Genomic DNA, 21,349 nt, shown 5'->3' with positions numbered 1-21,349 from the left:
ACTCTTAGGAAATAAATCAGGAGCGTAGGTAACCAATTTGCAGAATCAAATACTCTGTTCATTTATAATGTGACCTGCTACATAATTATTCTTTTATTGCGTATAATCGCCTGCCCCAATGCACATAGGCTGATGAAGACAAAAATTTTACTGGTTGATGATGAAGTTGATTTAGAAGAACTGTTCCGGAGACGATTCAGGCACCAAATTCAAGCCAATACCTACGAATTTGTCTTTGTTCGTGACGGTCTCGAAGCGCTGACCGTTATGGAGCAGCAACCGGACATCGACCTTGTGCTGAGCGACATTAATATGCCGGGAATGGATGGACTTACCCTGCTGTCCCGACTGCCCGACATTAATCCCATTGTGCGCACGGTGATGGTAACGGCGTATGGAGACATGGCCAACATCCGAACGGCAATGAACCGGGGCGCGTTCGACTTCATCACCAAGCCAATCAACTTTGGAGACCTCGAAGTTACCATCGAAAAGACGAAGCGCTACGTGAGCCAGTTGCGGGAAACGGTGGAACTGAAGGCGGTTGACGAAATGAAGACGCGCTTTTTTGCGAACATCACCCATGAACTGCGAACACCCCTGTCTCTGATCGTTTCGCCGGTTGATAAACTGCTGGAAATTGCCGACCTGCCCCCGCGCTATCAACAGCAGTTGGACACCGTTCGCCGGAATGCCCGACAACTGCTGCGGCTGATTAATCAATTGCTGGATATTAATAAACTGGAAGCCAAGCAAATGAGTCTCGTTAATGAAGTGGGTGACTTGCCGGGCTTCGTTGGGCAGATTGTCGATTTGTTCAGACCCTCGGCCGACATCAAAAGCTTAGTGCTGACGTATCAAACCGATTTGCTACCGGGCAACTACCTGTTCGATGCCGGTAAATGGGAGAAGATCCTTTACAATTTGCTGGCTAACGCCATCAAGTTTACGCCCGCTGGAGCCATTAGTGTCGACCTTTATCAAACACCGGTGGGTGCTCAGTTGGCCGTAGCCGACACCGGTATTGGTATCTCGCCCGATAAACTGCCGCACATTTTTGACCGGTTCTACCAGGTCGACAACGCCCGGACCCGGCCCTACGAGGGTAGTGGTATTGGGCTGGCGCTGGTGAGGGAGTTAACGACCCGGCTGGGCGGCAGCATCCGGGTAGAGAGTCAGGCGGAGGAAGGCACCGGGCCGTCTGGCACCCGTTTTTTACTCGATATTCCGGTTGAGCGGATAAGCGGCTACGTTGAGGTGCAGTTGGTGGTTGCTCCGGCTTTGGTCATCGACCCTCCGCTGCGGCCCAACGAATTGGCGAACGCCCTGCAGCCGGGCCTGTCCAGCAGTACACCTTTAGTGCTGGTGGTGGAAGACAATGCCGAACTCCGGGAGTTTATCGTTGCCGAACTGGCCACGCTCTACCGCGTTCGGGCGGCTGCCAACGGCTACGAAGGATGGGTGCTGGCTAAAGAAGAACTGCCGGATGTGATTATCTCGGATCTGATGATGCCCCGCATGGACGGCTACGCGCTGATTGAGCAGTTAAGAACGGACCCCGTCACGGACCATATTGCCATCATTCTGTTAACGGCCAGCGTTGAGCAGGATAGCCGGTTAAAAGGCATCTCCTACGGCGCTGATGACTACCTGACCAAGCCCTTCAACGTCGGCGAATTACACCTGCGCCTGCGCAACCTGTTCAACCGGCAGCAGCGCCTGCGCGACCAGTACCGGCAACAGTTGGCCCAGCCCGACGCAGTTGCCCCGCTGCAATCCCTGCCCGATCAGTTCCTGCGTCGGTTTTATCAGCTTGTCGACCAGCGCTTAGACGACTCTTCGCTAAGCGTGGAATGGGTGGCCGAACAACTGGCTGTGAGCCGCAAAACACTCTACCTGAAAGTGCATACCCTAACGCACCTGTCGCCGGTGGAACTCATTCGCCAGTACCGGCTCCGCAAAGCGATTGACCTGTTGCGATTAGGTCATAATGCCTCCGAAACGGCTTATTTGGTCGGTTTTGAGTCACCATCTTATTTCAGCAAAGTCTTTCGGGAGTTCTACCAGCAGACTCCAACGGACTACATAAAAAGCTAACCGGGGTGCCCTTCACACCCGATTACCCATAAGTGATAGCCTTGGTAACAATAGTAATAGTCCCTGAGGGAAAATCCATCAACCTTTGTCTACCTCAAACGGTAAGCAGATTGGTCATGAGTTGATGGGTTGGCGACGGGTCCGGCAGGGCATATTCATTAATCACACCAACAACGAACCAAGTCGGCTATTGTGAACAGGTCAACCTTCCTCTTTTTTAAGTTTTGTTGTTGCCGGGTTCGTTGACGCTTTACTGGCCAGTATCATCACATATAAATTCGGTGATACTGGCCGTAAGAACCCAACTCCTGCGGCTTTTCGCTTTTTACCCACGCACCAGCCACTTTAACCAATTTGTCCATTCACCATAACGTGCCCATAGTCAGAGTTCTCCCACCTTCACTACGCTAAATCAATGATTACCCGGAACTTCATTACTGTACGGCGCTGGTTACCCATCGCTTTTTTTATTGTTTTCTATGTAGCGGGCTGTACATCCAAAACTACTGACCTCCGGCCTAATGCTGATAAATACTTAGTTAGCAGCACCAACGTAGCCACACTCACCAAAGATCAGCTGGCGGCTCAGGCCAGTGCCGTGAATCCAATTTATGCGGTGCTGTTACGTCAGGGCATATCGGTGGTCAGGCTGGTCTACAACACAACGAACTGGGATGGGGCTGCTATTCAGGCATCGGGTCTGCTGCTGGTGCCCAACACGACGACTGCGGTTCCCATGATTAGTCAGCAACACGGCACCATCTTCGATGATGCCGACGCGCCTTCCAACTTTGGTCCGGGCAGTGAGGCCTACCAGTATTCAACCATATTCGCTTCTGTCGGCTACATCATTGCCTGCCCGGACTACATTGGGTTTGGGGCTTCCAAAAATTTGTCCCATACCTACGAACACCGGGCAAGTCTGGCTCAGGCCAGCTTAGACATGCTGCGGGCCGCACGGGAGTACATCAGCAGCCATAAAGACATTCAATGGGATTCGCGTTTGTATTTGACCGGCTACTCCGAGGGTGGGTATGCGACCATGTCGCTGTACAAAAAGATGCAGGATGATGTGCCAACCGAGTTTAACATCCGGGCGGTGTCCTGCGGAGCCGGGGCTTACGACAAAACCAGGTTTATGAAAGCACTGCTCACTCAAAAATCGGCCGGTGTGGCGCAGTGGAACCGGGCGTTTTTGTGGGTGCTCCTGACCTACGACCAGCTTTATAAACTTAACCGACCACTGTCGAGCTACTTTAAAGAACCGTATTTGACCGAAATTCAGACCAAACGGCACTTGGCGACGCTCGACGTCAGCTTCGATCAGGTGCTCACCGATTCGTTCAAAACGGGAATCCTGAACGGTACGGATACGGCATTCCTGAAGGCGGTAGCCGACAACGACATCTACGACTGGAAGCCGATGACGCCCCTGCACCTCTACCATGGAGACGCCGATCCGCAGGTGTACTACCTGAACTCGAAGAATGCCTACGAGGCCATGCAGACGCGGGGTGTGGGCCAAACTGTGCAGTTATTTACCAGTACCGGTAAGACGCACGCGCAAACGATTCCCGACTGGTTAATTGGCACCTATACGCTGTTCACAACCGTGCAGTAATTGTTTCTTTCAACACCGTTTTTCTCATGCTATGTTAAACAAACTCCGTTGGCAGCGCTGCTGGTTTAGCCTGAGTTGAGTAGGACAAAGTACAGCCTGTAGATGGTGTTTCGGCATCATTTACAGGCTGGTCCGTTTTGGGCGGGTTCGCTCAATTCGCTGGTGGGTCCGTTTGGTGTAATGTGAATTTGGACGTGTTCAGATTACCGGTGCTCATGGATTGGCATAAATGAGGGCTATTGCCTACATTTGGAAAGCAATAAAACAACATTAATGGCTAATTCGATCACTGGCACACTGCGCCAAAAGAAAGATCAAATCCTCACCCTCTGGATGCGAAATCAGTTGGCCGACGGCAGTCTGCGTGATGATCTGATGAGCAACGATGACCTCCGGGTGCAGTCGGCTGAATTCCTCGACTGCCTGTTCGATACAATTACCGACGACACCCTGAGCACGCCCGATGCGCCGTCGCTGAGTCCCCTCATCGACCAGCTTACGGGCGTTTCCATGTCACGCGCCCGGCAGGGTTTCACCCCCCGCGAAACAGGCACCTACATTTTCAGCCTCAAAGATGCCTTACTGGAGGTACTCCAGCACGAGCGCCGGGATCAGCCCGAACAATTATTGAGCGGCATATTACAGGTCAGTAAATTCGTTGATAGCCTCGGCATCGTTACGTTCGAGACGTTTATTCAGGGACGCGAGGAGGTTATCATGCGGCAGACCGACGAAATGACCGACATATCGACGCCGGTGGTGCAGATCTGGGATGGCATTCTGGCCATGCCCCTGATTGGCACACTGGATAGTTCCCGGGCGCTGGTGGTGATGGAAAACCTGCTTCAGGAAATCGTTCGGACGGGCAGCGGCATCGCGATCTTAGACATATCGGGCGTGCCAACGGTGGATTCGATGGTGGCCCAGCACCTGATCAAGACTGTAAACGCGACCCGCCTGATGGGCGCTGAGTGCATTATCAGCGGCATCCGGCCCGAAATTGCGCAAACAATCGTGCATCTCGGTATTGACCTGTCGCACGTCGTTACCAAAGCAACGCTGGCCAGCGCCCTTAAGCACGCGTTCAAAACACTACGCATCGAGGTGGGTAAAGCCGGTGTTCCTTCGTTTTAAACGCACGGACCTATGGATCGCATTCCAATATTGAAAATGGGCCAGTATTTACTGGTCACCATTCAGGTCGATTTGTATGACCGGCTGGCGCTCGATCTCGAAGCCGACCTCATCAATCAGATCACCCAAACCGGTGCTCGGGGCGTCCTGATCGACATTTCTGCCGTCTCCATCGTGGATTCATTCATGGGGCGCATCTTCAGTAACATTGCCAGCATGGCCCGGATTCTGGATGCCGAAACCGTTGTGGTTGGGATGCAGCCCGCCGTAGCTATCACCTTAGTTGAACTCGGTTTGCCCCTGACGGGGGTCCACACGGCGCTGAATATGGAAAAAGGCATCGACCTGTTACGCACTAAAACAGGAGCCGCCTACGCGGTCAGCGACGATGCCAAACCAACCGACGATTGACGTAACGGCCAGCGAAGATCTCCCAATTCGGCAGCAGAGCGATGTGATTCAACTCACAAATCGTATTCGTCAGCAGGCGTTACTAATCCGTATGAGCGTCCTCAACCAAACTAAACTCAGCACGGCCGCCAGCGAACTGGCCCGCAACGTACTCCTGCACGGGGGCGGAGGCATGGCGCAGCTCGAAAGCATTCGGCAGGGTTTGAAAAACGGAATCCGGCTCACCTTCACCGACAAGGGGCCGGGTATCACCGATGTTGATCAGGCGTTACAATCCGGCTACTCAACCGGGGGGGGCATGGGGTTAGGTTTGCCCGGTGCCAAACGATTGTCCGATGCATTCTGCCTGACCAGTACGGTGGGCGAAGGAACAACGGTCACTATACTTAAATGGGCCAATGGCTAATTCTCTCCATCGTTCGTATCCCGTTGTTGATCGCAGCTACGTGTCCATCATAAAACGCGATGTTCGGGCGCTGGCGGGTGGCCTGGGGTTTTCGTCGGCCCGGCTGAGTGAACTCGACATTATCATCGCTGAATTGACATCCAACCTGGTAAAGTACGCCCAGGCGGGTGAACTGCTGGTGCGGGTAATACCGAATCCCGTTAACGCCGGTATCGAACTTATCAGTGCCGACAGCGGACCCGGTATGGTCGATCCGGCCCGGATGATGATAGACGGCATGTCGACGGGTGGATCGCTGGGACAGGGGCTGGGGGCCATTGGGCGGCTGGCGGATCTGTTTCAGCTCTACTCGCTGCCGGGCCGGGGAACCATTGGTCTGGTACGGGTATTTCCCGTGCCTCCTAAGCGACTCCTCGTGGCACCGGCGGCAACGGCTCAGGCACTGCTCGTATCGAAGGTGGATCAGATGCCCTGTGGCGACGGATTTTACTGCAAGCTAACCACTACGTCCCTGCGTATGTTTCTGGGCGATGGCTTGGGCCACGGCCTCCCGGCGCATCAGGCGGTTAGGCAGGCCATTCAGGCCATGGCACAGCAGCGCGACGATAGCCCGGCTGCGTGGCTAACGGCCATTCATCGGGCGGCTATTGGCACGCGTGGTTTAGTGGGCACGGCCGCCGTTTTTAATTTCGCCACCCGCAAATGGATGTTGTGTGGCGTGGGTAATATCCGAACACAACTGTGCGGAGGCAGTTACATCAAAAGCTACGCGGCCCAAAACGGTATTCTGGGGTATAATATGCCCCGAGTCCTTCAGGAACACGAATTGCCTTACGAACCGGGTCAGTGTCTGGTGATGGCATCGGATGGCATTCAGACCCGCTGGAACCCCACCCGGTATCCAAACGCAGGCCGTTATGACCCCATGGTGCTGGCAGCCGCTATATATAAAGAGTACGGTCGCCAAACCGACGATATGTCGGTTGCCGTTGCCCGGATTTATTGATGGTATGCAAGAACTGACGAAGCTCAACTTAGATAACGAAATGGACCTGATTCTGGTCCATAAACGCAGTATGAAGCTGGCCGAAGTCACCGGTTTATCATTAGCTGCCCAAACGACCTTCGCCACGGCCGTGTCGGAAGTGGCGCGGCTGGCACTCGCCGACGGCGGGCGGGGTTCGCTGGTGTTGGGTATCAATACGGATGATGAACGCGGCTGGCAGCTAATGGCGCAACTTAAAGACCGCCGTCGCTACCGGCCCGAGGTGTCGGACGGCGCTCTCAGCTACGCCCGTCGGTTAGTTGATGACCTAACGGTGTCGGTGACGGATCAGGGCACCAGCATTAGTTTGTTCTGCACACTGTCCGACTTTAAATCGGTCAGTACAGTTCGTATCGACGGCTGGAAGCGGCAATTCAACCGCGAACCCCCCGCTACGCCCTACGACGATATAAAGCGCAAGAACAGCCAATTGCAGGAGTTAGCCGAGCGCCTGCGGCTGAGTGAGCAGCAGTATCGGCAGGTGACCAACTCACTCCCCCTGCTGATTTTTTCGCTGACTCCCAACAATCAATTGCTGTACGTTAACCAGGGCTTCACGGCATTTACGGGCAAAACACTGGTGGAACTGAACCGCGAAGGATGGTTCAGCATCTACCACGACGAGGACCGATCAGCCGTGCGGATGGCCTGGGCCGACAGTGTAGCAACGGGCTTGCCATTTCAGGGCGAATGGCGCATCCGGCGCGGGCAAACCGATGAGTACGTATGGCATCTGGTGTCGGCCACGCCCCTGCGCGACGCGGCCCAGCAACTGCTGCACTGGAATGGATTCATGGCCGACATCAACGTGCAGAAAGTAATCGCACAGACCATGCGCGACAACGAAGAACTACGCCAGACCCAAAATCAGTTAGAAAGTAACTGGCAGCAATTAACTGTCAACAACGACGAACTTAGCCGCAGTAATACCGAACTATCGCAGTTTGCCTACGTAGCCAGTCACGATTTGCAGGAGCCGCTGCGTAAAATACAGGCGTTCAGCACCATGCTGGCCGATCAATATGGTCCGGCTCTTGACCCGGCTGCGCAGGATATCATTCGGCGGATGCAGGGCGCTACGGGGCGGATGCAGGAGCTGATTCGGGGGTTGCTGGCCTACTCGCGACTCAATACCGAAAAGCCCTCATTTCGGCCGGTGCCGTTGAACCCCTTGCTGAACGAGGTACTGAGTGATCTGGAAACGGCCATTAGTGACCGGCAGGCAACGATTGATGTGGGGCCACTGCCCGCCGTTCGGGGCAACGCCATTCAACTCCGGCAGTTGTTTCAAAATCTGCTTAGCAATGCCCTTAAATTTACCCCGCCCGACCGCATTCCGTCCGTTCAGATTAGTGCGTCGCTGCTGACGCCGGGGCAAATGCAGACCTTGTATCCCAATGCGCTGGGCAATTATCTGAGCATCAGCATACAGGACAATGGGGTTGGTTTTGAGCAGAAGTACGTCGACCGGATTTTTAATTTGTTCCAGCGGCTGCACAGCCGTACCGAATTTGCGGGTACCGGCATCGGGCTGGCGGTTTGCAAGAAAGTTGTTGATAATCACGGCGGTTACCTGACTGCTCAGAGTCAGCCCGGCCGGGGAGCTACGTTCCGGGTGTATCTGCCAGTGGAGTAAATAAGCCGAACCGAACCCCAAATTCCTGTATCCACAACTGAAGTTGTGAACTGATAAATGCGTTCGCCGACGACGTTTTCAGCCCATCTTCTCCGGCTTCAATCGAGAGCCAGAATCCTGCCCTGGACGTACGCAGGTCGTTCGCTTCGCTTTAAAGTAGATGTTTGATAGTCAAAGACTTATGATAATAGATTGGCTTTAAAAGACGAATCAGATCCCGAACTAATAATTGGCTATTTTAGTTATTCAAGTGTCCTATACGAAGGGACTATTTGACAGCGTTATGTAGTCGGTTAACAAGCCAGCTAACAATAAACCAACATGAAAATCAAAGCCATAATCACCAGTTTGTTTGTCGCCGGTACGCTGGCGTCCTGCGCCCCGGCCATTACGGTCAAGTATGACTATGACCCGAAGGTAAACGTCCGGCAGTTCACGACGTATCGTATCGAAGCCGACCGTTCGCGCAACGCTGACCCCATTGTGGGCAGCAATCTCAACCAGCGCCGGATTGCCGACGCCCTCGATCAGTCGCTCAAATCACGCGGGTACAAACCCGTAACGCAGGGCGAAGCGGACCTCGTTGTTCGGTTCTTTATGGATTCGAAAGACAAGCAGCAGATTCAGTCCAACAATATGTACTCGCCCTACTCGTGGTGGTACGGTGGCATGAACAACAACGTGTACTCGCGGCAGTACGAAGAAAACCGCGTGGTCATTAACGTATCGGACGCCCGCACCAACGACATCGTGTGGCAGGGTTGGGCCACCGGTCAGTTGAACAGCCGCAACAAGGAGCGCGACCGTGACCAGGCTTTCCGCGAAACGGTGGCCAGCATCATGAAGAACTTCCCGGAGAGTGCGGGACAGGACTACGGCGCAGCCCGCTAATTAGCAGGTTAATTTAAGTGTAAGCCTGCCGCCCATTACGGGTGGCAGGCTTTTTTGTTGATGTAACTTTTCGTTTATTTACGCTTTCACTGCCCCACCGTGTTACCCATAAGCCGACTTGTTGTTCACTCACTTCTGACCGTTATACTCGTGCTGCTGTTGGGCATGATAACGCTGCTCAGTGTAGCCTATCAGCGACACCGGCATCTCGATGATCTACGGATCGATCTTCAGCGTAATTTTCACCGGCAGGAGAGTCAGATAAAAGACCTGAAAGTGCGGCTTGAAGACTGTGATACAGTGCAGAATGGTGTACCAACCGATACGTCCTGGGCGTTGCCCGTTGCCGATTCAATGCGGGTGCCCGGCCGGGTTGAGTCATCCGGCTCACGCTGAACGCTCCCACGATTGGTCACCGGCGCGTTTGGCTCTCCGGCGCTGCCTTGCTCACCAACCAGCCCGTTTGCCCGTTTTGTTTTCTCACCAACAGAAATGGCCCGGACCCGGCCAGCACCTCCACCGTCGATTTAGTGGGGAGTGTGTCAATAGTTGGAGCCGCCGGGTCGGCCGCATCCAGCAAATTGCCGGGCGAAGGCAGCAACAGTGATCGGAGGGGGCGGGTGGCCGCTTCAGTGGCGGCACTGGCTACGTAGCCAGTTAAGCCATCGGGCAGTTCAACGCGCAGCCAGGTAGCGGTGCCACCAACAAGGGTCAGGGCTGACGATTTAGGTAACTGGCGCAAAATGGGCGCGTCGCCAGTGGGAGCGGACCGAACCGCCGTTCGCCCCACCGATACGCGGGCAAGATCACCCAAGCGGTCGGCCGGTACGAGGGCCTGTTTGGCCGGGCCTCGTCCTAAACGGATAAACGGCAATGGGTCCGTAGCGCCTTCGCTGACGCCGTAAATGCCGAAGTGCAGGTGCGGACCGGTAGTGCGGGCGTTACCCGTATTGCCCACAAACCCAATGGTGTCACCCACCGATACGCGTTGCCCGTTCTGCACATTCCAGCGGTCGAGGTGGGCGTAATACAGGCGTATGTTGCGGTCGTTATCGGCTAAGAACGCGACATTGCCGCCCAGCTTACTCGTGCCGACGCCCATAATGGTGCCCTCGACTGCGGCTAAGGCGGGTGTTCCTTTCGGCGCAAAAATATCTACGCCCTCGTGCCGCCGACGCCCCCCATCGCGCGGTACGCCAAAGAAACTGCTAATCTGTCGGCTGTCGCGACCCTGCACCGGGAAGCTCAGCGCAGGTTCGCGCGTGATTGAAATGGTGTAGCGACCACTGCGGAGCAATTCGGGCTGAATGCGGATCAGATAAGTTTGGGTTCGGCGCGGCTCCCACGCCAGCACGTTCGTGTCGGCTTTTGAAGTTGCAACCAAGCTGGTTCGGTTGCGACTCTCCAACGCCAGTACGTCGATAAATACCTGCACTGTTTTCTGGCTCTGGGTTTCAACCCGCACCAGAAAACGGTCGCCCCGCTGGGCATCCATCCGGTAGCCAACGGCAAACGCTTTGTTGGCGGAGAAATAACCACTCTCGCGATACGGAACGGTAATTTTAAGCGAGTCGCGCAGGGCGCGTTCACCGGCCGCCAACCAGTCGGCACCGAGCGCTGTCTGGTCGAGTTTGGCCGATTTGAGCGACTGCCCGTACTGTTCGTGGGGCGACGACGAACGGAACAAACTTGTGGATGGGCCAACGCCCGTGCAGGCGCTTACCCAGGTAGCCAGCAGACCAATGGAAACGAAACGAAGGAGGGGGGTATTTGCCATAATACTACCGTTTAAACGACTTTGTCGCGGTGGTATTTTAACTGAGATAGATAAACGACCATGAGTAAGCCAATTAAAATACTGACTAAGGGCAGTACGGTTGCCAACAGCGCCGAGGCACCGTAAATAGCCATGCTGATGATGAAACCACTCCTGACCGTTCGCACCCGTACGCCGGCAGCGGGGCGTTTGAGCAGGTGGTAATTGTCGGTGGCGTGGTTCCACATCAAATAAAACACACCGACAATGGCCCCAAAAAGCAGCATAGTCAGGCCAGCAGCCAGCTCGGTGGCGGACGTAGAGATGTACTTGGCCAGCACGTTGTTCATAAACGGGATTATGCTGGTTAGAAACAATAACAGTCCATTGAGGTATAAGAACCTGGAATCGCTCCGCCGAATGACATTAAACATCCGGTGGTGATTCACCCAGATCACGAAAATAGTGGCGAAACTAAGCACAAACGCTAAATAGGCTGGCCACTGACGCGCCATCGTCAGCAAGAGCGAGACACTCGTGTAGGATTCTTTGAACGCGGGCGCTTTAAGCTCAAAGGACAGCAGCGTGATGTTGATTGCCAGAACCCCATCGCTGAACGCTTCCATTCGTACGGTTTCATTTTCCTGAAAATTTGCTGGCCCCATACTACTCGCTACGTTGACGGTTTTAACAAAACCATTGCCGGATGGTTCAAGCGGGTAACTCAATACCACTCTTTCTTATGGTTCCATACTGGCTACAGGCGGGTTTATGGGGTTTGCTTTCGGGTGGTGCGTTGCTGATCGGTGCGGCCATTGGCTATTTTGTGGGTGTGCCGCAACGGCTCATCGCGGGTATAATGGCTTTCGGTAGTGGCGTCTTGTTTTCGGCGTTATCGTTCGAGTTGATGGACGAAGCGTACCGCGTTGGTGGGTTCGATGCAACCGCTATCGGATTTCTGGGTGGTGCTCTTGTCTACACGATAGCCAACTATTTTCTTTCGCACCGGGGTGCTAAACACCGCAAACGTTCGGGCGGTCAGCAGTCGTCCGAAAGCGAACAGGGCGGAAGTGGCCTGGCCATTGCGGTTGGAGCGCTCTTAGATGGTATTCCTGAGTCCATTGTTATTGGACTTAGCCTGCTCGGTGGCAAAGGAGTGAGTTTAGTCGCCGTGATTGCGGTGTTTTTGTCCAACATCCCCGAAGGTCTGTCGAGCGCATCGGGCATGAAAAAGGCGGGCCGGTCGATGGGGTACGTGGTGGGTATTTGGGCAGGCATTGCTCTGATTTCTGGCGTAGCGTCGGTCGTTGGTTATACGGTATTTCGCCATTACTCCAACGATGTGATTGCCGCGACAACGGCGGTTGCAGCCGGGGCAATTCTGGCAATGCTGGTAGACACGATGGTGCCCGAAGCGTTTGACGAAGCGCATGAATTTACGGGCCTGATTACCGTTGTTGGTTTTCTATTAGCTTTTATGTTATCAAAATTAGATGCCTGATCTATTCCCTAACAACCAGAAACATTGCCAGCGGGTGGGCGTTACTACCGCCGTAAATAGATTCAACGACTATGGAAAGCAGAGCAAAAGTGGCGGGTCATGCGGCCCATGCCATCCTGATTGTGTTTCCGCTGGGTCTGCTGGCCACGGCGGTTATTTTCGATGCTGTTTACCTCCTGACTGATAATTCAACCTTCGCGCTGGTGTCCTACTGGATGATGGTTGCCGGGCTGCTGGGTGGACTGGCGGCTGCCGTTCCGGGCTGGATCGACTGGTTTGCCATTCCGGGCGGTACACGGGCCAAGCGGGTTGGACTGGTACATGGTCTGGGAAACGTAGCGGTGTTGCTGCTATTTGCCCTAAGCTGGCTGTTCCGGCGCGACGAAGCCGGTTATGTGCCTTCCATAATTGCGTTGGCGGTCTCGTTTGCTGGTTTTGTCTTGGCGGGTATTATGGGCTGGCTGGGCAGCGAACTGGTTCACCGGCTGGGCGTTGGCGTAGACAATGGCGCTCACCTGAATTCAACTATCTCCCTGTCGAAACGGCCCACCACGGAGATTGATGTCAACTATGACCACGGTCGAATTAAAGACAAACTGGGTCGGGAGCGGTTTGCGTAGTCAATGTGGGGCCGTTTGCTAAATAGTACTACCCGGTTGGATGAATTACTGTGGATATTTGACCGATAACCGATCACACTTCAACCAATTCGGTCATGCCATTCACGCTCATCAAGGGAACGTATCACGTTCTGAACTACTCGCCCGACGGCGACTCAATCCGGTTTATGCCAACAAACCCGGCGTTAATTCGGACCCTGAGCGGCCCGGCCCCCAAAATGAACGCCCGCGGGCACGTTCAACTGCGAATCGAAGCCATGGACACGCTCGAAACGCACTACAGCCCACCCAGCGGGGGCGGGGCGCTCAACCAGCCATTAGCGTTAGCCCACGCAGCCCGAACGGCGCTGCTGGACTTCGTAGAAATTAAAAACGTTGTCTGGAGTCAGAACGGCAACACCGTTGTATCGGCTACCGATGGAACGCCAGGCTACATTATGGCGCGTTCGGTGGAGAAGTACGGTCGGCCAATCGCGTTCGTCTTCGCAGGCAGCGCACCCGAAGCCGATGGCGCATCGGTGATACTGGATGAGCAGCGGATGAAGCAAAGTTTCAATTACCAGGCGCTGGCGCAGGGGCTGGCCTATCCGACCTATTACAAGGGCTTGTTTTTCGACTTGCGCACCGCCCTGACAACGGCCGTGGTGCAGGCCCGAAAGCAGAAGCTTGGAGTGCATCGCGACGATATTACCACCACTACGGGCGTGGTGGTCAGTTCATTGTCCGTGATTACGACCGACCGGCCGATTATGCCGAAGCTCTTCCGGCGAATGAGCGAGTACTTAGTGAATGTCGGCTCGATTAAGGGCTTCAAGCAGAAACTGGCGATGGCCAGAGAGCCGGTGTACGATTTGCGGCAACAGAATTTCACGCATTTCGACACCTTCATCGAGCAAAAAGGCGAACGCATCAAACTTACCCGCCGACCCGAAGAACTGATCTTCGACGACATGCCGACCCTCCTGGCTCCGCCCTTCTCGCTGCTCATGAGCGATCCGGAACTGCTACTGCTGCCCGATGATGAGGGTGATGAGAGTTTAGCCGTTGACTGAGAACGGTGTCGGCAATGTCGGCCTGTTCTGACGGGCCAGCTTAGACGGTAATGACAGCCGACATGAGCTTGTTGTTTTTGGTCAAACTTGATGAACAAAGTTAATGGACATCAACCCCGTTGCCCCCGCTTCGTCAGGAAATAAATGGGTATGCCCAACCCGGCAATGAGCAGTCCCATGCCCGTGTTGAACGTTTTAGTGTACAACAAAATAAAGCAAATAGCGGTACCGGTCAGGATGTAGAGCGCCGGAACGAGCGGATAGCCAAACGCCCGGTAAGGCCGCTCGGTGTTGGGTTCGCTGCGCCGGAGCAGGAAGACCCCGCCAATGGTGACCATGTAAAAAATCAGCGATGTGAAAGTGCAGTAGTCCAGCAAATCACCATACGTGCCCGATAAACACAGCACCGACGCCCAGGCGCACTGGAGCCACAACGCCCGCTCCGGTACGGCATTCTCATTGAGGTGTGAGGCCTGCTCAAAAAACAAGCCGTCTTTCGCCATCGCGTAGTAGAGACGTGCCCCGGCCAGAATCAGCCCGTTGTTACAGCCAAATGTCGAAATCATAATTAAAACGGCCATAATACCGACGCCCAGATTACCGAAAACGACCGACGCGGCAGCCGTGCCCACCCGGTCGGCGGTGGCGAACTGAATACCCCGGCCCACCACGTCGGACGCGGTAGGGGAGCCGTTCAGGGGCAGCAAACTCAGATAGGCGACGTTGGCTAACAGGTAGATAAGCGTAACTGTGAGTGTACCAAAGAAAAGGGCCAGCGGAATATTCCGGCGCGGATTTTTGATTTCGCCCGCAATGAACGTGACATTATTCCAGGCGTCGGCCGAGAAAATTGACCCCACCATCGACGTACCGAACGCCAGCAGCAGAGCCATTCCTGCCAGCGGCAGTGTCTCGCCCGTTGCCGAGGTGCTATTGGCATCCCAGGCGTTGGCGAGGTTGGCCGATAGCAGTCCACTGCTCAGCCCCAGCGCAATACCCACCACAATCAGCCCCAGTAGCGCCAGCAGTTTGGCCGACGTGAAAATATTCTGAATAAGCTTGCCGCTTTGTACACCCCGGCTGTTGAGCCACGTCAGCAATACCAGACTGCCAATGGCGTAGAGCGACCCCAGCGTAACCTTAATGGGACCGAGTGCGAGCAGCACATTCTCCGGGCCAAGTGCGGGAATAAACACGGCGGAGAATTTAGCAAAAGCCACCGCCACGGCCGCAATTACCCCCGACTGGATGACGGTGAAGACCGTCCAGCCGTAGACGAAGCCCGTCAGTTTGCCGTAAGCCCGCTGAATGTAGATGTATTGACCACCCGCTTTGGGCATCATACCCGCCAGTTCACCGTAGCTGAGCGCGGCTGCCACCGTCATCACGCCCGTCAGCACCCACAGCATGAGCAGCCAGCCCGACGAGCCGAGGTTACGGGCCATGTCGGCGGTGACGATGAAGACGCCGGAGCCGATCATGGAGCCGGAGACGATGAGGGTGGAGTCGAGCAGACTCAGCGAGCGGTTAAATTCGGTTTTTTCGTCGGCGACTGCTTGCACGGTACGGGGCGGGTTTGGGTGATTTACCCCACAAGAAGCACGGGAATGACCGAAATTGCAAATGAGTCGAGTACTGGATGTAGAAACGCCTGATCGGTGTTAACGGTCAGGCGTTCGTATGGTTGCGGTTTGTGCCTTTCGGGTGACCAATTGACCGACATTAGTAGGGTTGTTGACGTAGTCGTAGATGCCCCAATACGTTGGTTTACTCGGAATTGCTACCCTTCTCTCTGCCTGGTGTAAGCAAGCCTGATAAGGCACCCGCAGCACCAGAGCCTAAGGCAATCAGACCATCTGGAATCGTAATCTTACCTTGACCTTGGTAAGTGAGCCACCAAATTGCAATAATTACGAGAATGACAATTAAGCCCAATATCCATATGGCCCATCGGAAAGTCCATCGATCGCTGGTAGGCGAGTTTTTTCTTAGTTCGTCGAGTAGTTTTTGCTTTTCATCCGCCGAGAGATTTGGGTCGGTAACGACATCCCTTAGCAGATCGTAGTAACTTGTAGAGCCGGTTGACATTGGTTGAGCAGGTTGTGGATTTGGAGGTACCATATTGTGTAGGTAGCTTGGTTTAAATTGAACAAACTTGTTAAAAGGCGTCTTGTGGAGCCAAACCTCACTTAATCACCACCAACCCCGGCTCCTTAGTGGCCTGATAGATACCCAGACACTTTCCGCTGGCATCCGAAATGACGAACGGGTGAGTCAAATACGTATACAGTGGAAAAGATGCTCCGGGTTGCACTGTAACTTTTTGCATCGGAAGAGAACTTCGCTTTCCCTCCCGATCAATCCAGTAGGAGGTAATCGGCTGTTTGGGGGCATTTGTCAATTTGATAAAAGCCTGAGTCTCCGAATTGAGCGTTCGAAGCGACGATTCCTGAGTGCAGTCCTGTGAGTTTAGATTGGTCAATTCCTTATCATCCATTGGACGTACTCGCCACACCGGAGTGCGAATGCGCTGAGAGGCTACTAACTGCCACTTGTTTTGCCGCCTTACGAATGTATCTGTGTAGCGATAGTAAATGGTTTCTGCTCCACCTACTTTTGGCGTGACGATCATAATGCCAGTTGCCACAGCCGTATTGTCCCATACATTGGCTTTTGCATCTGTAATGTCAAATTTGTCGGCATCATAGGGCTTCTTATACGATAGCATGATTGGCTTGCTCATACCCGTATTAACCATGTCATCGGCCAGAATTCATTCGATGTTTTTAGTATCACCCGTATTATAAGCACTGACCAGATCGCGTTCGAGCTGGAGAATGGTTTGCTCGTCGGGCGAGGGTTGGCTGGAAGATATGGGCGGGGTTGCGTTCTGGCCGAAAACGGGCGTCATGGCCAGAAAAAGGGCAGAAAGAACAATTAGGAAGTGAGTTCTCATATTCATCAAAATCAGTTTTATCAAGTAGTCTACATTCGTTGTACAGTTAAAGTCCTCAGACGGTCAGCCAATGTTTCTGCCTCAATAATAGCCTTCGATTTTTCTACTATATCATCTTTTAAAAGGATTTCCATGCCTTCAATTCCGTCCGAAATCCATGAAGGCACTGGATTAATTCCATCGGCTATCTCTTCGGGAATAAGTGACCCCCAATCAAAATTGATTGCATTTGCTAACTCTTCAGGAATACCAAAAATCATTAATTTTAAATTTTGATCCTCTTTAAAGAAGACATAGATAAGAGCTTCCATATGAATAGTTTTACTGGAATAGTTTCTGCCAAGTGCCTTGCCAAGACTATTCACAAGTATATCTTCAACCCATTGTTCAAATTTCTCTACTGAGGCTTTTCGTACATCGTTACTTTCTATCGAAATAATTGATTCATTATTAATTATTGCAATTATTCCATTCAAATCATCTAAATTATCTAAAATTGCAGTGCTAAAATCTTTTTCTAACATTAGAGACTTTTCACATTTGTAAAAATGCAAACTGTTAGTTGAAACTAAGCACAATGAGTACTCTAAGCTATCACTTGCTTTAATTTTTTTCAATTCATTGTTCAAAACTTCGTAAAGTCCCATAAAACAAAACGTAGGAAATGTTGACGATAAGTCAATTCTTTTTTGATTAAACTCTTTACCCTTATTGAACTTCTGTAAATCTGTCAATAATGACGCAATAGGTGAGATGCCTATAAGAAAGCTAATTAAATCAATCCAGATGTTGTCCCAAAAATATCTGATAATCAAAATGAAAGCTAATGCGCATGCTGCGTATAACAGGTTGTCTAATAAAATCTTCTTCATGTTAATCATTATTTAATACATTGCCAAAACCATATTTTTAATTCTTATTTCTTTTAAACTTTGCTTGGCGAGTATTCTCTCAAAGCTGTAAGAGTATTTTTGGCTAATTTCCTTACAATAGGTTCTGGGTCTGTATTTGCTATCTTTGTTAACTCCTCTTTGACTAGAAACCAAAGTTCTTTTTCATTCTTATTAATTCGCCAAGGTTTTACGTACATTTCTTTATATTTAAATGCGGCAAGTATATTTCCTATTCCTGTCGCACGGTTTTCATAGTTATCCTCTTTCAGAAATGCGAATGAAGCCCATACAACGTACTTAGTAGATACTGCAGATGATTCATATTTTTGTCTTTTGCAAATTTCTATCACACCATCAGCAGCCTTAAAACGTACGTATTTTGAATTATCATTAGAAGATAATAGTGCCAGTTCAGCAACCACCGCTTCTCTGCCCATGATATTGTCATTATCTAGTTTGATCAAACTGTCAATTACTGATATACGCTTTTCTGGATCAGAATTATTTAATCCTGTCGAAATATTCTTTATTTTATCTGTCGCTTCTGTAGTGCATTTCTCGTGCCATTGCCCAAACCAATACAACAAGAATATCCAAAATACTATGCCGAGAATGACTTTAAGAATTTTTTCCATGATCAAGTTGATAATAAATTCACTATAACTTTTTCAACGTAACAATCATGTTCTGCCCGTCCTGACGTTGCGAGAGTGAAAGCCCCAATCCGGTTGCGATTTCGCCCATCACGCCTTCGTTCCAGGCTTCCATGTCCTGAGCGGTAACGCCCAGGCTGGTAAACAGGCCAGCCATTTGGGGCGCTTGAAGCAACATCCCCCGCTTAACAACGGCTTCGGTTGCCGACCGATTGACGAGTTCAAAGGAAGTACCGAAGCCCTGCGCCATAGCATTTAGGTGTTCGACAATGCTCTCCAATTCTTTACCCTGAGCCGTTGTCTGCTTCCAACTTGGTCCAATTAGCTTGCCGAAATCACGTCCATATTCCTTCGGATTTTTACCAATTGATTTTGCATAGGCGATATTAATGGCATCGGTAACCGTGCTATGAGCAGCTAAAAACTGGACTTTCTGGGCGTCAGTTAATTTGGGCAAATCAGAATTATTGGTCGTACCGGCCGTTACTGACTCCTTACTGGGTGCCATGAGTTCGGACCAGGGCAGAAAGACGTTCGAGTGAATCAATTTCCAATCCTGGCCTTTTTTCTCCAAGACTCGGCTTTCGCGGAAACGCGGAGAGCGTCCGTTTGCTCTGACTTCAAACTGATCGAACGTGACAAAGGCCATTGACCCGTTTTGCCGGATTACATAGTTCTCACGCTGAACAGTGGGCCTCGACCCGGCATTGCCCCCATTCTCGGCGATCATGTCTTTCATTTGCTTGCTCAAATCGTCCCAGCCGACCATTTTTCGGTATCCTCCATCGGGCTGATTGATGATCCAGAGAACGTAGGGTTCGTGTGCCCAATCGGTGGCCCACTGGTTGTAGTTGCCCGCGTGGTAGCTGTCGGTTTCGTGCTGAAGAACGCGCTTGACGGCCTCTTCTTCGTTAGTTTGAGCAAAAGCGGGCGATACAACGAGTAATAATAGAAGTAAGAACAGGTTTTTCATGGTGTGGAAGAATTTGGGGTCGCGGTAAGCACTGTGAGTGAAAATGATTACTAAGTTGAGCAAATCAACTTGTGACAGCCAAGACAAACACCGTGACAATCGTGACAAATGGAACAATAAGCTATTCGACAGCCGGGCCGCCGAAGTCATCGAAGTAGATAAGCCGCCCGGTGTAGGAGTTCGTAAGCCGGAAGGAATCGACTTTTCCCGATCCTTTGAATTTGACTTCCAGTTGCCGTAAGTTGCTGAACGAGTGGCGGTACGTGTTACGCGAGAACAACTTACCGTCGATATACGTCGTCGCGATGCCGTTGGTCAGAACGGTTTTCAGGATGTAGAACCGGTCCAGAATTTTAGGAACGCTTACGTCAAACGCCGTGCGGTCGGGGAGAGGCTGTGATTGCAGTGTGTCGCCCGATTGCGTAGTAAATTCGCGGCAGCCGGGACGTTGAAACTCGATGGCAAACTGGTTTACCTGCGTGTCGGCAAAGGTTAGCCGGGTATCGAAGCAGCTAATACCAAATGCATCCGGCTTGTTCTGCAACCGACACTCAACGGTCAGGCTGTCCATATCCACCGCCCATTGGCCCGTTCGGTACAAATGCGTCATGAAGTACGACCGGATCTGCGGGTCAATGATACTGATTTCGGGATTGACAAACAGGCAGTTATCGCGGTAGTATTGCCGGGGCATAAAATCGGGATGAATCCAGTTTGGTCCGGCCACGTAACACCCCCAGCCATCGCTCGGAATCATCACCACAATGCGCCTGACGATCTGGTCCCGGTGTCGCAGCGTGAGTAGTTTGATGCCACCTTTGTAGAAAGCCACGTTGAGCCGCCCTTTCGGTTGGCTGATGGTTCGCTGACTCTCTTCCTCCGCTCCCAATGAACCCCCGTAATGCAGGACCAGCGAATCGAGACCAAGCTTGGAGAAATTGTAGTCGAACGTTACCCAGCACGGGTTAGTCGGCGCGTTGCGGCTCACCTCCCGAAAGGTAACCGTTGCCGTTTCTGCGGGCGTCAGTCGGCGCGTCTGACGGTACTGCCAATAGCTCCAACCGCCCAACAGCAAGGCAAATGTTACTGACAAACTAATCCACAACGCTTTCTGCCGACGGGGGGTGAATTGCCTGACCTGATTAGGAGCAGAAAGCCGGGGTATGTGAAGCAGTTCGCGCCGAAACGGAACCGGAAGCAACGACAGAACCGTGACGGGTGACGGGGGTTCATGAACTTCCCGGTACTGCCGGACAAAATCCGCGTAATGCTGATACCCAACGTAGGAGGCAATTGTGTTGCGGGTTTTAACGGAAAACCCTTTGGCGTATGAATCGTTCAGAAACCGGGCCAGCGTACGTTCATGGTCGATCATAAAATCGTTGGCGGCTGCCCGGCTTCCGAATCGGCGCGTCAGTGTATCGTAAATGTCCTCAAACAGTTGATTGACAAAGCGCGTCTGACTCGGCAGATTATGTAGTCCCGAAAAAGACTCACCATGACCGAGGGGCTTCCAGCGGCTCTCCCAGTCTTCCTGTATCTTGGTAACCAGTTCCTGACGAAGTGCCCGCAACAGACTGGTTTCTTTATCGATCTGGGACGGTGAAGTCATACGACACGGGAACTACATATTTCTAATCAGAAAACAGCGGTTTTTCGCACGAATCAAAACTATACATTTTACCCAATTAAGTCAATCTAACT

Annotated in this window: 22 protein-coding genes; 12 read left to right on the top strand and 10 right to left on the bottom strand. The window is 52.4% G+C overall.

The window, feature by feature from the left end:
* The first annotated feature begins 132 nt into the window (after positions 1 to 132).
* From ACYVHB_RS18325 to ACYVHB_RS18285, 9 genes are all read left to right on the top strand, one after another.
* Positions 133 to 2,097 carry a response regulator gene (locus tag ACYVHB_RS18325; RefSeq protein WP_461053222.1) on the top strand — a complete coding sequence of 655 codons (1,965 nt, stop codon included), beginning with the start codon at positions 133 to 135 and terminating at the stop codon, positions 2,095 to 2,097.
* Between the two features lie 415 nt (positions 2,098 to 2,512).
* Positions 2,513 to 3,718: an alpha/beta hydrolase family protein gene (locus ACYVHB_RS18320; RefSeq protein ID WP_461053221.1), complete on the top strand. Its 1,206-nt coding sequence runs from the start codon at positions 2,513 to 2,515 to the stop codon at positions 3,716 to 3,718.
* A 273-nt stretch (positions 3,719 to 3,991) separates the two neighbouring features.
* On the top strand, positions 3,992 to 4,852 hold the full coding sequence (locus ACYVHB_RS18315) for an STAS domain-containing protein (protein WP_461053220.1): 861 nt from the start codon (positions 3,992 to 3,994) through the stop codon (positions 4,850 to 4,852).
* 12 nt (positions 4,853 to 4,864) lie between these two features.
* A complete protein-coding gene (locus ACYVHB_RS18310; protein ID WP_461053219.1) occupies positions 4,865 to 5,263 on the top strand; it encodes an STAS domain-containing protein in 399 nt (132 codons plus the stop codon).
* On the top strand, positions 5,241 to 5,669 hold the full coding sequence (locus ACYVHB_RS18305) for an ATP-binding protein (protein ID WP_461053218.1): 429 nt from the start codon (positions 5,241 to 5,243) through the stop codon (positions 5,667 to 5,669). Before ACYVHB_RS18310 ends, ACYVHB_RS18305 begins: the two co-directional genes overlap by 23 nt.
* A complete protein-coding gene (locus ACYVHB_RS18300; RefSeq protein ID WP_461053217.1) occupies positions 5,662 to 6,675 on the top strand; it encodes a SpoIIE family protein phosphatase in 1,014 nt (337 codons plus the stop codon). Before ACYVHB_RS18305 ends, ACYVHB_RS18300 begins: the two co-directional genes overlap by 8 nt.
* 4 nt (positions 6,676 to 6,679) lie before the next feature.
* Positions 6,680 to 8,350: a sensor histidine kinase gene (locus ACYVHB_RS18295; RefSeq protein ID WP_461053216.1), complete on the top strand. Its 1,671-nt coding sequence runs from the start codon at positions 6,680 to 6,682 to the stop codon at positions 8,348 to 8,350.
* 321 nt (positions 8,351 to 8,671) lie between these two features.
* The gene (locus ACYVHB_RS18290) at positions 8,672 to 9,241 is read left to right on the top strand and encodes a DUF4136 domain-containing protein (RefSeq protein ID WP_461053215.1); all 570 of its coding nucleotides are present in this window, start codon (positions 8,672 to 8,674) and stop codon (positions 9,239 to 9,241) included.
* Positions 9,242 to 9,406: 165 nt separating this feature from the next.
* Positions 9,407 to 9,637, top strand: coding sequence for a hypothetical protein (locus ACYVHB_RS18285; protein WP_461053214.1), 231 nt, complete (start codon positions 9,407 to 9,409; stop codon positions 9,635 to 9,637).
* 16 nt (positions 9,638 to 9,653) lie between these two features.
* On the opposite strand, the gene ACYVHB_RS18280 is transcribed toward ACYVHB_RS18285, so the two are convergent.
* Positions 9,654 to 11,018: a peptidoglycan DD-metalloendopeptidase family protein gene (locus ACYVHB_RS18280; protein WP_461053213.1), complete on the bottom strand. Its 1,365-nt coding sequence runs from the start codon at positions 11,016 to 11,018 to the stop codon at positions 9,654 to 9,656.
* Positions 11,019 to 11,029: 11 nt separating this feature from the next.
* On the bottom strand, positions 11,030 to 11,623 hold the full coding sequence (locus tag ACYVHB_RS18275) for a TMEM175 family protein (protein WP_461053212.1): 594 nt from the start codon (positions 11,621 to 11,623) through the stop codon (positions 11,030 to 11,032).
* Between the two features lie 116 nt (positions 11,624 to 11,739).
* On the opposite strand from ACYVHB_RS18275, the gene ACYVHB_RS18270 reads away from it, so the two are divergent.
* The 3 genes from ACYVHB_RS18270 (at position 11,740) to ACYVHB_RS18260 (ending at position 14,170) form a co-directional block, all read left to right on the top strand.
* Positions 11,740 to 12,498, top strand: a complete 759-nt coding sequence (locus ACYVHB_RS18270) for a ZIP family metal transporter (protein WP_461053211.1) — start codon at positions 11,740 to 11,742, stop codon at positions 12,496 to 12,498.
* A gap of 71 nt (positions 12,499 to 12,569) precedes the next feature.
* Positions 12,570 to 13,118, top strand: coding sequence for a DUF2231 domain-containing protein (locus tag ACYVHB_RS18265; protein WP_461053210.1), 549 nt, complete (start codon positions 12,570 to 12,572; stop codon positions 13,116 to 13,118).
* Positions 13,119 to 13,213: 95 nt separating this feature from the next.
* On the top strand, positions 13,214 to 14,170 hold the full coding sequence (locus ACYVHB_RS18260; RefSeq protein ID WP_461053209.1) for a hypothetical protein: 957 nt from the start codon (positions 13,214 to 13,216) through the stop codon (positions 14,168 to 14,170).
* A gap of 110 nt (positions 14,171 to 14,280) precedes the next feature.
* On the opposite strand, the gene ACYVHB_RS18255 is transcribed toward ACYVHB_RS18260, so the two are convergent.
* The 8 genes from ACYVHB_RS18255 to ACYVHB_RS18220 form a co-directional block, all read right to left on the bottom strand.
* Positions 14,281 to 15,732 carry an APC family permease gene (locus ACYVHB_RS18255; RefSeq protein ID WP_461053208.1) on the bottom strand — a complete coding sequence of 484 codons (1,452 nt, stop codon included), beginning with the start codon at positions 15,730 to 15,732 and terminating at the stop codon, positions 14,281 to 14,283.
* Between the two features lie 205 nt (positions 15,733 to 15,937).
* Positions 15,938 to 16,291, bottom strand: coding sequence for a hypothetical protein (locus tag ACYVHB_RS18250; RefSeq protein WP_461053207.1), 354 nt, complete (start codon positions 16,289 to 16,291; stop codon positions 15,938 to 15,940).
* 64 nt (positions 16,292 to 16,355) lie between these two features.
* Positions 16,356 to 16,913 (bottom strand): hypothetical protein, encoded by a 558-nt coding sequence (locus tag ACYVHB_RS18245; RefSeq protein WP_461053206.1) that lies wholly within the window; start codon positions 16,911 to 16,913, stop codon positions 16,356 to 16,358.
* A gap of 30 nt (positions 16,914 to 16,943) precedes the next feature.
* The gene (locus ACYVHB_RS18240; protein WP_461053205.1) at positions 16,944 to 17,126 is read right to left on the bottom strand and encodes a hypothetical protein; all 183 of its coding nucleotides are present in this window, start codon (positions 17,124 to 17,126) and stop codon (positions 16,944 to 16,946) included.
* Between the two features lie 29 nt (positions 17,127 to 17,155).
* On the bottom strand, positions 17,156 to 17,998 hold the full coding sequence (locus ACYVHB_RS18235; RefSeq protein WP_461053204.1) for a hypothetical protein: 843 nt from the start codon (positions 17,996 to 17,998) through the stop codon (positions 17,156 to 17,158).
* A 53-nt stretch (positions 17,999 to 18,051) separates the two neighbouring features.
* Positions 18,052 to 18,654, bottom strand: coding sequence for a hypothetical protein (locus ACYVHB_RS18230; protein ID WP_461053203.1), 603 nt, complete (start codon positions 18,652 to 18,654; stop codon positions 18,052 to 18,054).
* A 22-nt stretch (positions 18,655 to 18,676) separates the two neighbouring features.
* Positions 18,677 to 19,645, bottom strand: coding sequence for a hypothetical protein (locus ACYVHB_RS18225; RefSeq protein WP_461053202.1), 969 nt, complete (start codon positions 19,643 to 19,645; stop codon positions 18,677 to 18,679).
* Between the two features lie 121 nt (positions 19,646 to 19,766).
* On the bottom strand, positions 19,767 to 21,257 hold the full coding sequence (locus tag ACYVHB_RS18220; RefSeq protein WP_461053201.1) for a hypothetical protein: 1,491 nt from the start codon (positions 21,255 to 21,257) through the stop codon (positions 19,767 to 19,769).
* Positions 21,258 to 21,349: the final 92 nt, after the last annotated feature.

The sequence above is a fragment of the Spirosoma arcticum genome (assembly GCF_054779955.1).
The sequence above is the reverse complement of the archived record's forward strand: the minus strand, read 5'-3'. Positions and strand labels throughout refer to the sequence as shown.

What these genes read in the sequence shown, in the direction of transcription:
- ACYVHB_RS18305 (WP_461053218.1), top strand. Translation starts at nt 5,241, where the DNA reads ATGCCAAACCAACCGACGATTGACGTAACGGCCAGCGAAGATCTCCCA.
- ACYVHB_RS18250 (WP_461053207.1), bottom strand. Translation starts at nt 16,291, where the DNA reads ATGGTACCTCCAAATCCACAACCTGCTCAACCAATGTCAACCGGCTCT.
- ACYVHB_RS18285 (WP_461053214.1), top strand. Translation starts at nt 9,407, where the DNA reads ATGATAACGCTGCTCAGTGTAGCCTATCAGCGACACCGGCATCTCGAT.
- ACYVHB_RS18270 (WP_461053211.1), top strand. Translation starts at nt 11,740, where the DNA reads ATGGTTCCATACTGGCTACAGGCGGGTTTATGGGGTTTGCTTTCGGGT.
- ACYVHB_RS18280 (WP_461053213.1), bottom strand. Translation starts at nt 11,018, where the DNA reads ATGGCAAATACCCCCCTCCTTCGTTTCGTTTCCATTGGTCTGCTGGCT.
- ACYVHB_RS18265 (WP_461053210.1), top strand. Translation starts at nt 12,570, where the DNA reads ATGGAAAGCAGAGCAAAAGTGGCGGGTCATGCGGCCCATGCCATCCTG.
- ACYVHB_RS18315 (WP_461053220.1), top strand. Translation starts at nt 3,992, where the DNA reads ATGGCTAATTCGATCACTGGCACACTGCGCCAAAAGAAAGATCAAATC.
- ACYVHB_RS18230 (WP_461053203.1), bottom strand. Translation starts at nt 18,654, where the DNA reads ATGGAAAAAATTCTTAAAGTCATTCTCGGCATAGTATTTTGGATATTC.
- ACYVHB_RS18260 (WP_461053209.1), top strand. Translation starts at nt 13,214, where the DNA reads ATGCCATTCACGCTCATCAAGGGAACGTATCACGTTCTGAACTACTCG.
- ACYVHB_RS18220 (WP_461053201.1), bottom strand. Translation starts at nt 21,257, where the DNA reads ATGACTTCACCGTCCCAGATCGATAAAGAAACCAGTCTGTTGCGGGCA.
- ACYVHB_RS18325 (WP_461053222.1), top strand. Translation starts at nt 133, where the DNA reads ATGAAGACAAAAATTTTACTGGTTGATGATGAAGTTGATTTAGAAGAA.
- ACYVHB_RS18295 (WP_461053216.1), top strand. Translation starts at nt 6,680, where the DNA reads ATGCAAGAACTGACGAAGCTCAACTTAGATAACGAAATGGACCTGATT.
- ACYVHB_RS18300 (WP_461053217.1), top strand. Translation starts at nt 5,662, where the DNA reads ATGGCTAATTCTCTCCATCGTTCGTATCCCGTTGTTGATCGCAGCTAC.
- ACYVHB_RS18275 (WP_461053212.1), bottom strand. Translation starts at nt 11,623, where the DNA reads ATGGAAGCGTTCAGCGATGGGGTTCTGGCAATCAACATCACGCTGCTG.
- ACYVHB_RS18290 (WP_461053215.1), top strand. Translation starts at nt 8,672, where the DNA reads ATGAAAATCAAAGCCATAATCACCAGTTTGTTTGTCGCCGGTACGCTG.
- ACYVHB_RS18320 (WP_461053221.1), top strand. Translation starts at nt 2,513, where the DNA reads ATGATTACCCGGAACTTCATTACTGTACGGCGCTGGTTACCCATCGCT.
- ACYVHB_RS18310 (WP_461053219.1), top strand. Translation starts at nt 4,865, where the DNA reads ATGGATCGCATTCCAATATTGAAAATGGGCCAGTATTTACTGGTCACC.
- ACYVHB_RS18235 (WP_461053204.1), bottom strand. Translation starts at nt 17,998, where the DNA reads ATGAAGAAGATTTTATTAGACAACCTGTTATACGCAGCATGCGCATTA.
- ACYVHB_RS18245 (WP_461053206.1), bottom strand. Translation starts at nt 16,913, where the DNA reads ATGAGCAAGCCAATCATGCTATCGTATAAGAAGCCCTATGATGCCGAC.
- ACYVHB_RS18240 (WP_461053205.1), bottom strand. Translation starts at nt 17,126, where the DNA reads ATGAGAACTCACTTCCTAATTGTTCTTTCTGCCCTTTTTCTGGCCATG.
- ACYVHB_RS18225 (WP_461053202.1), bottom strand. Translation starts at nt 19,645, where the DNA reads ATGAAAAACCTGTTCTTACTTCTATTATTACTCGTTGTATCGCCCGCT.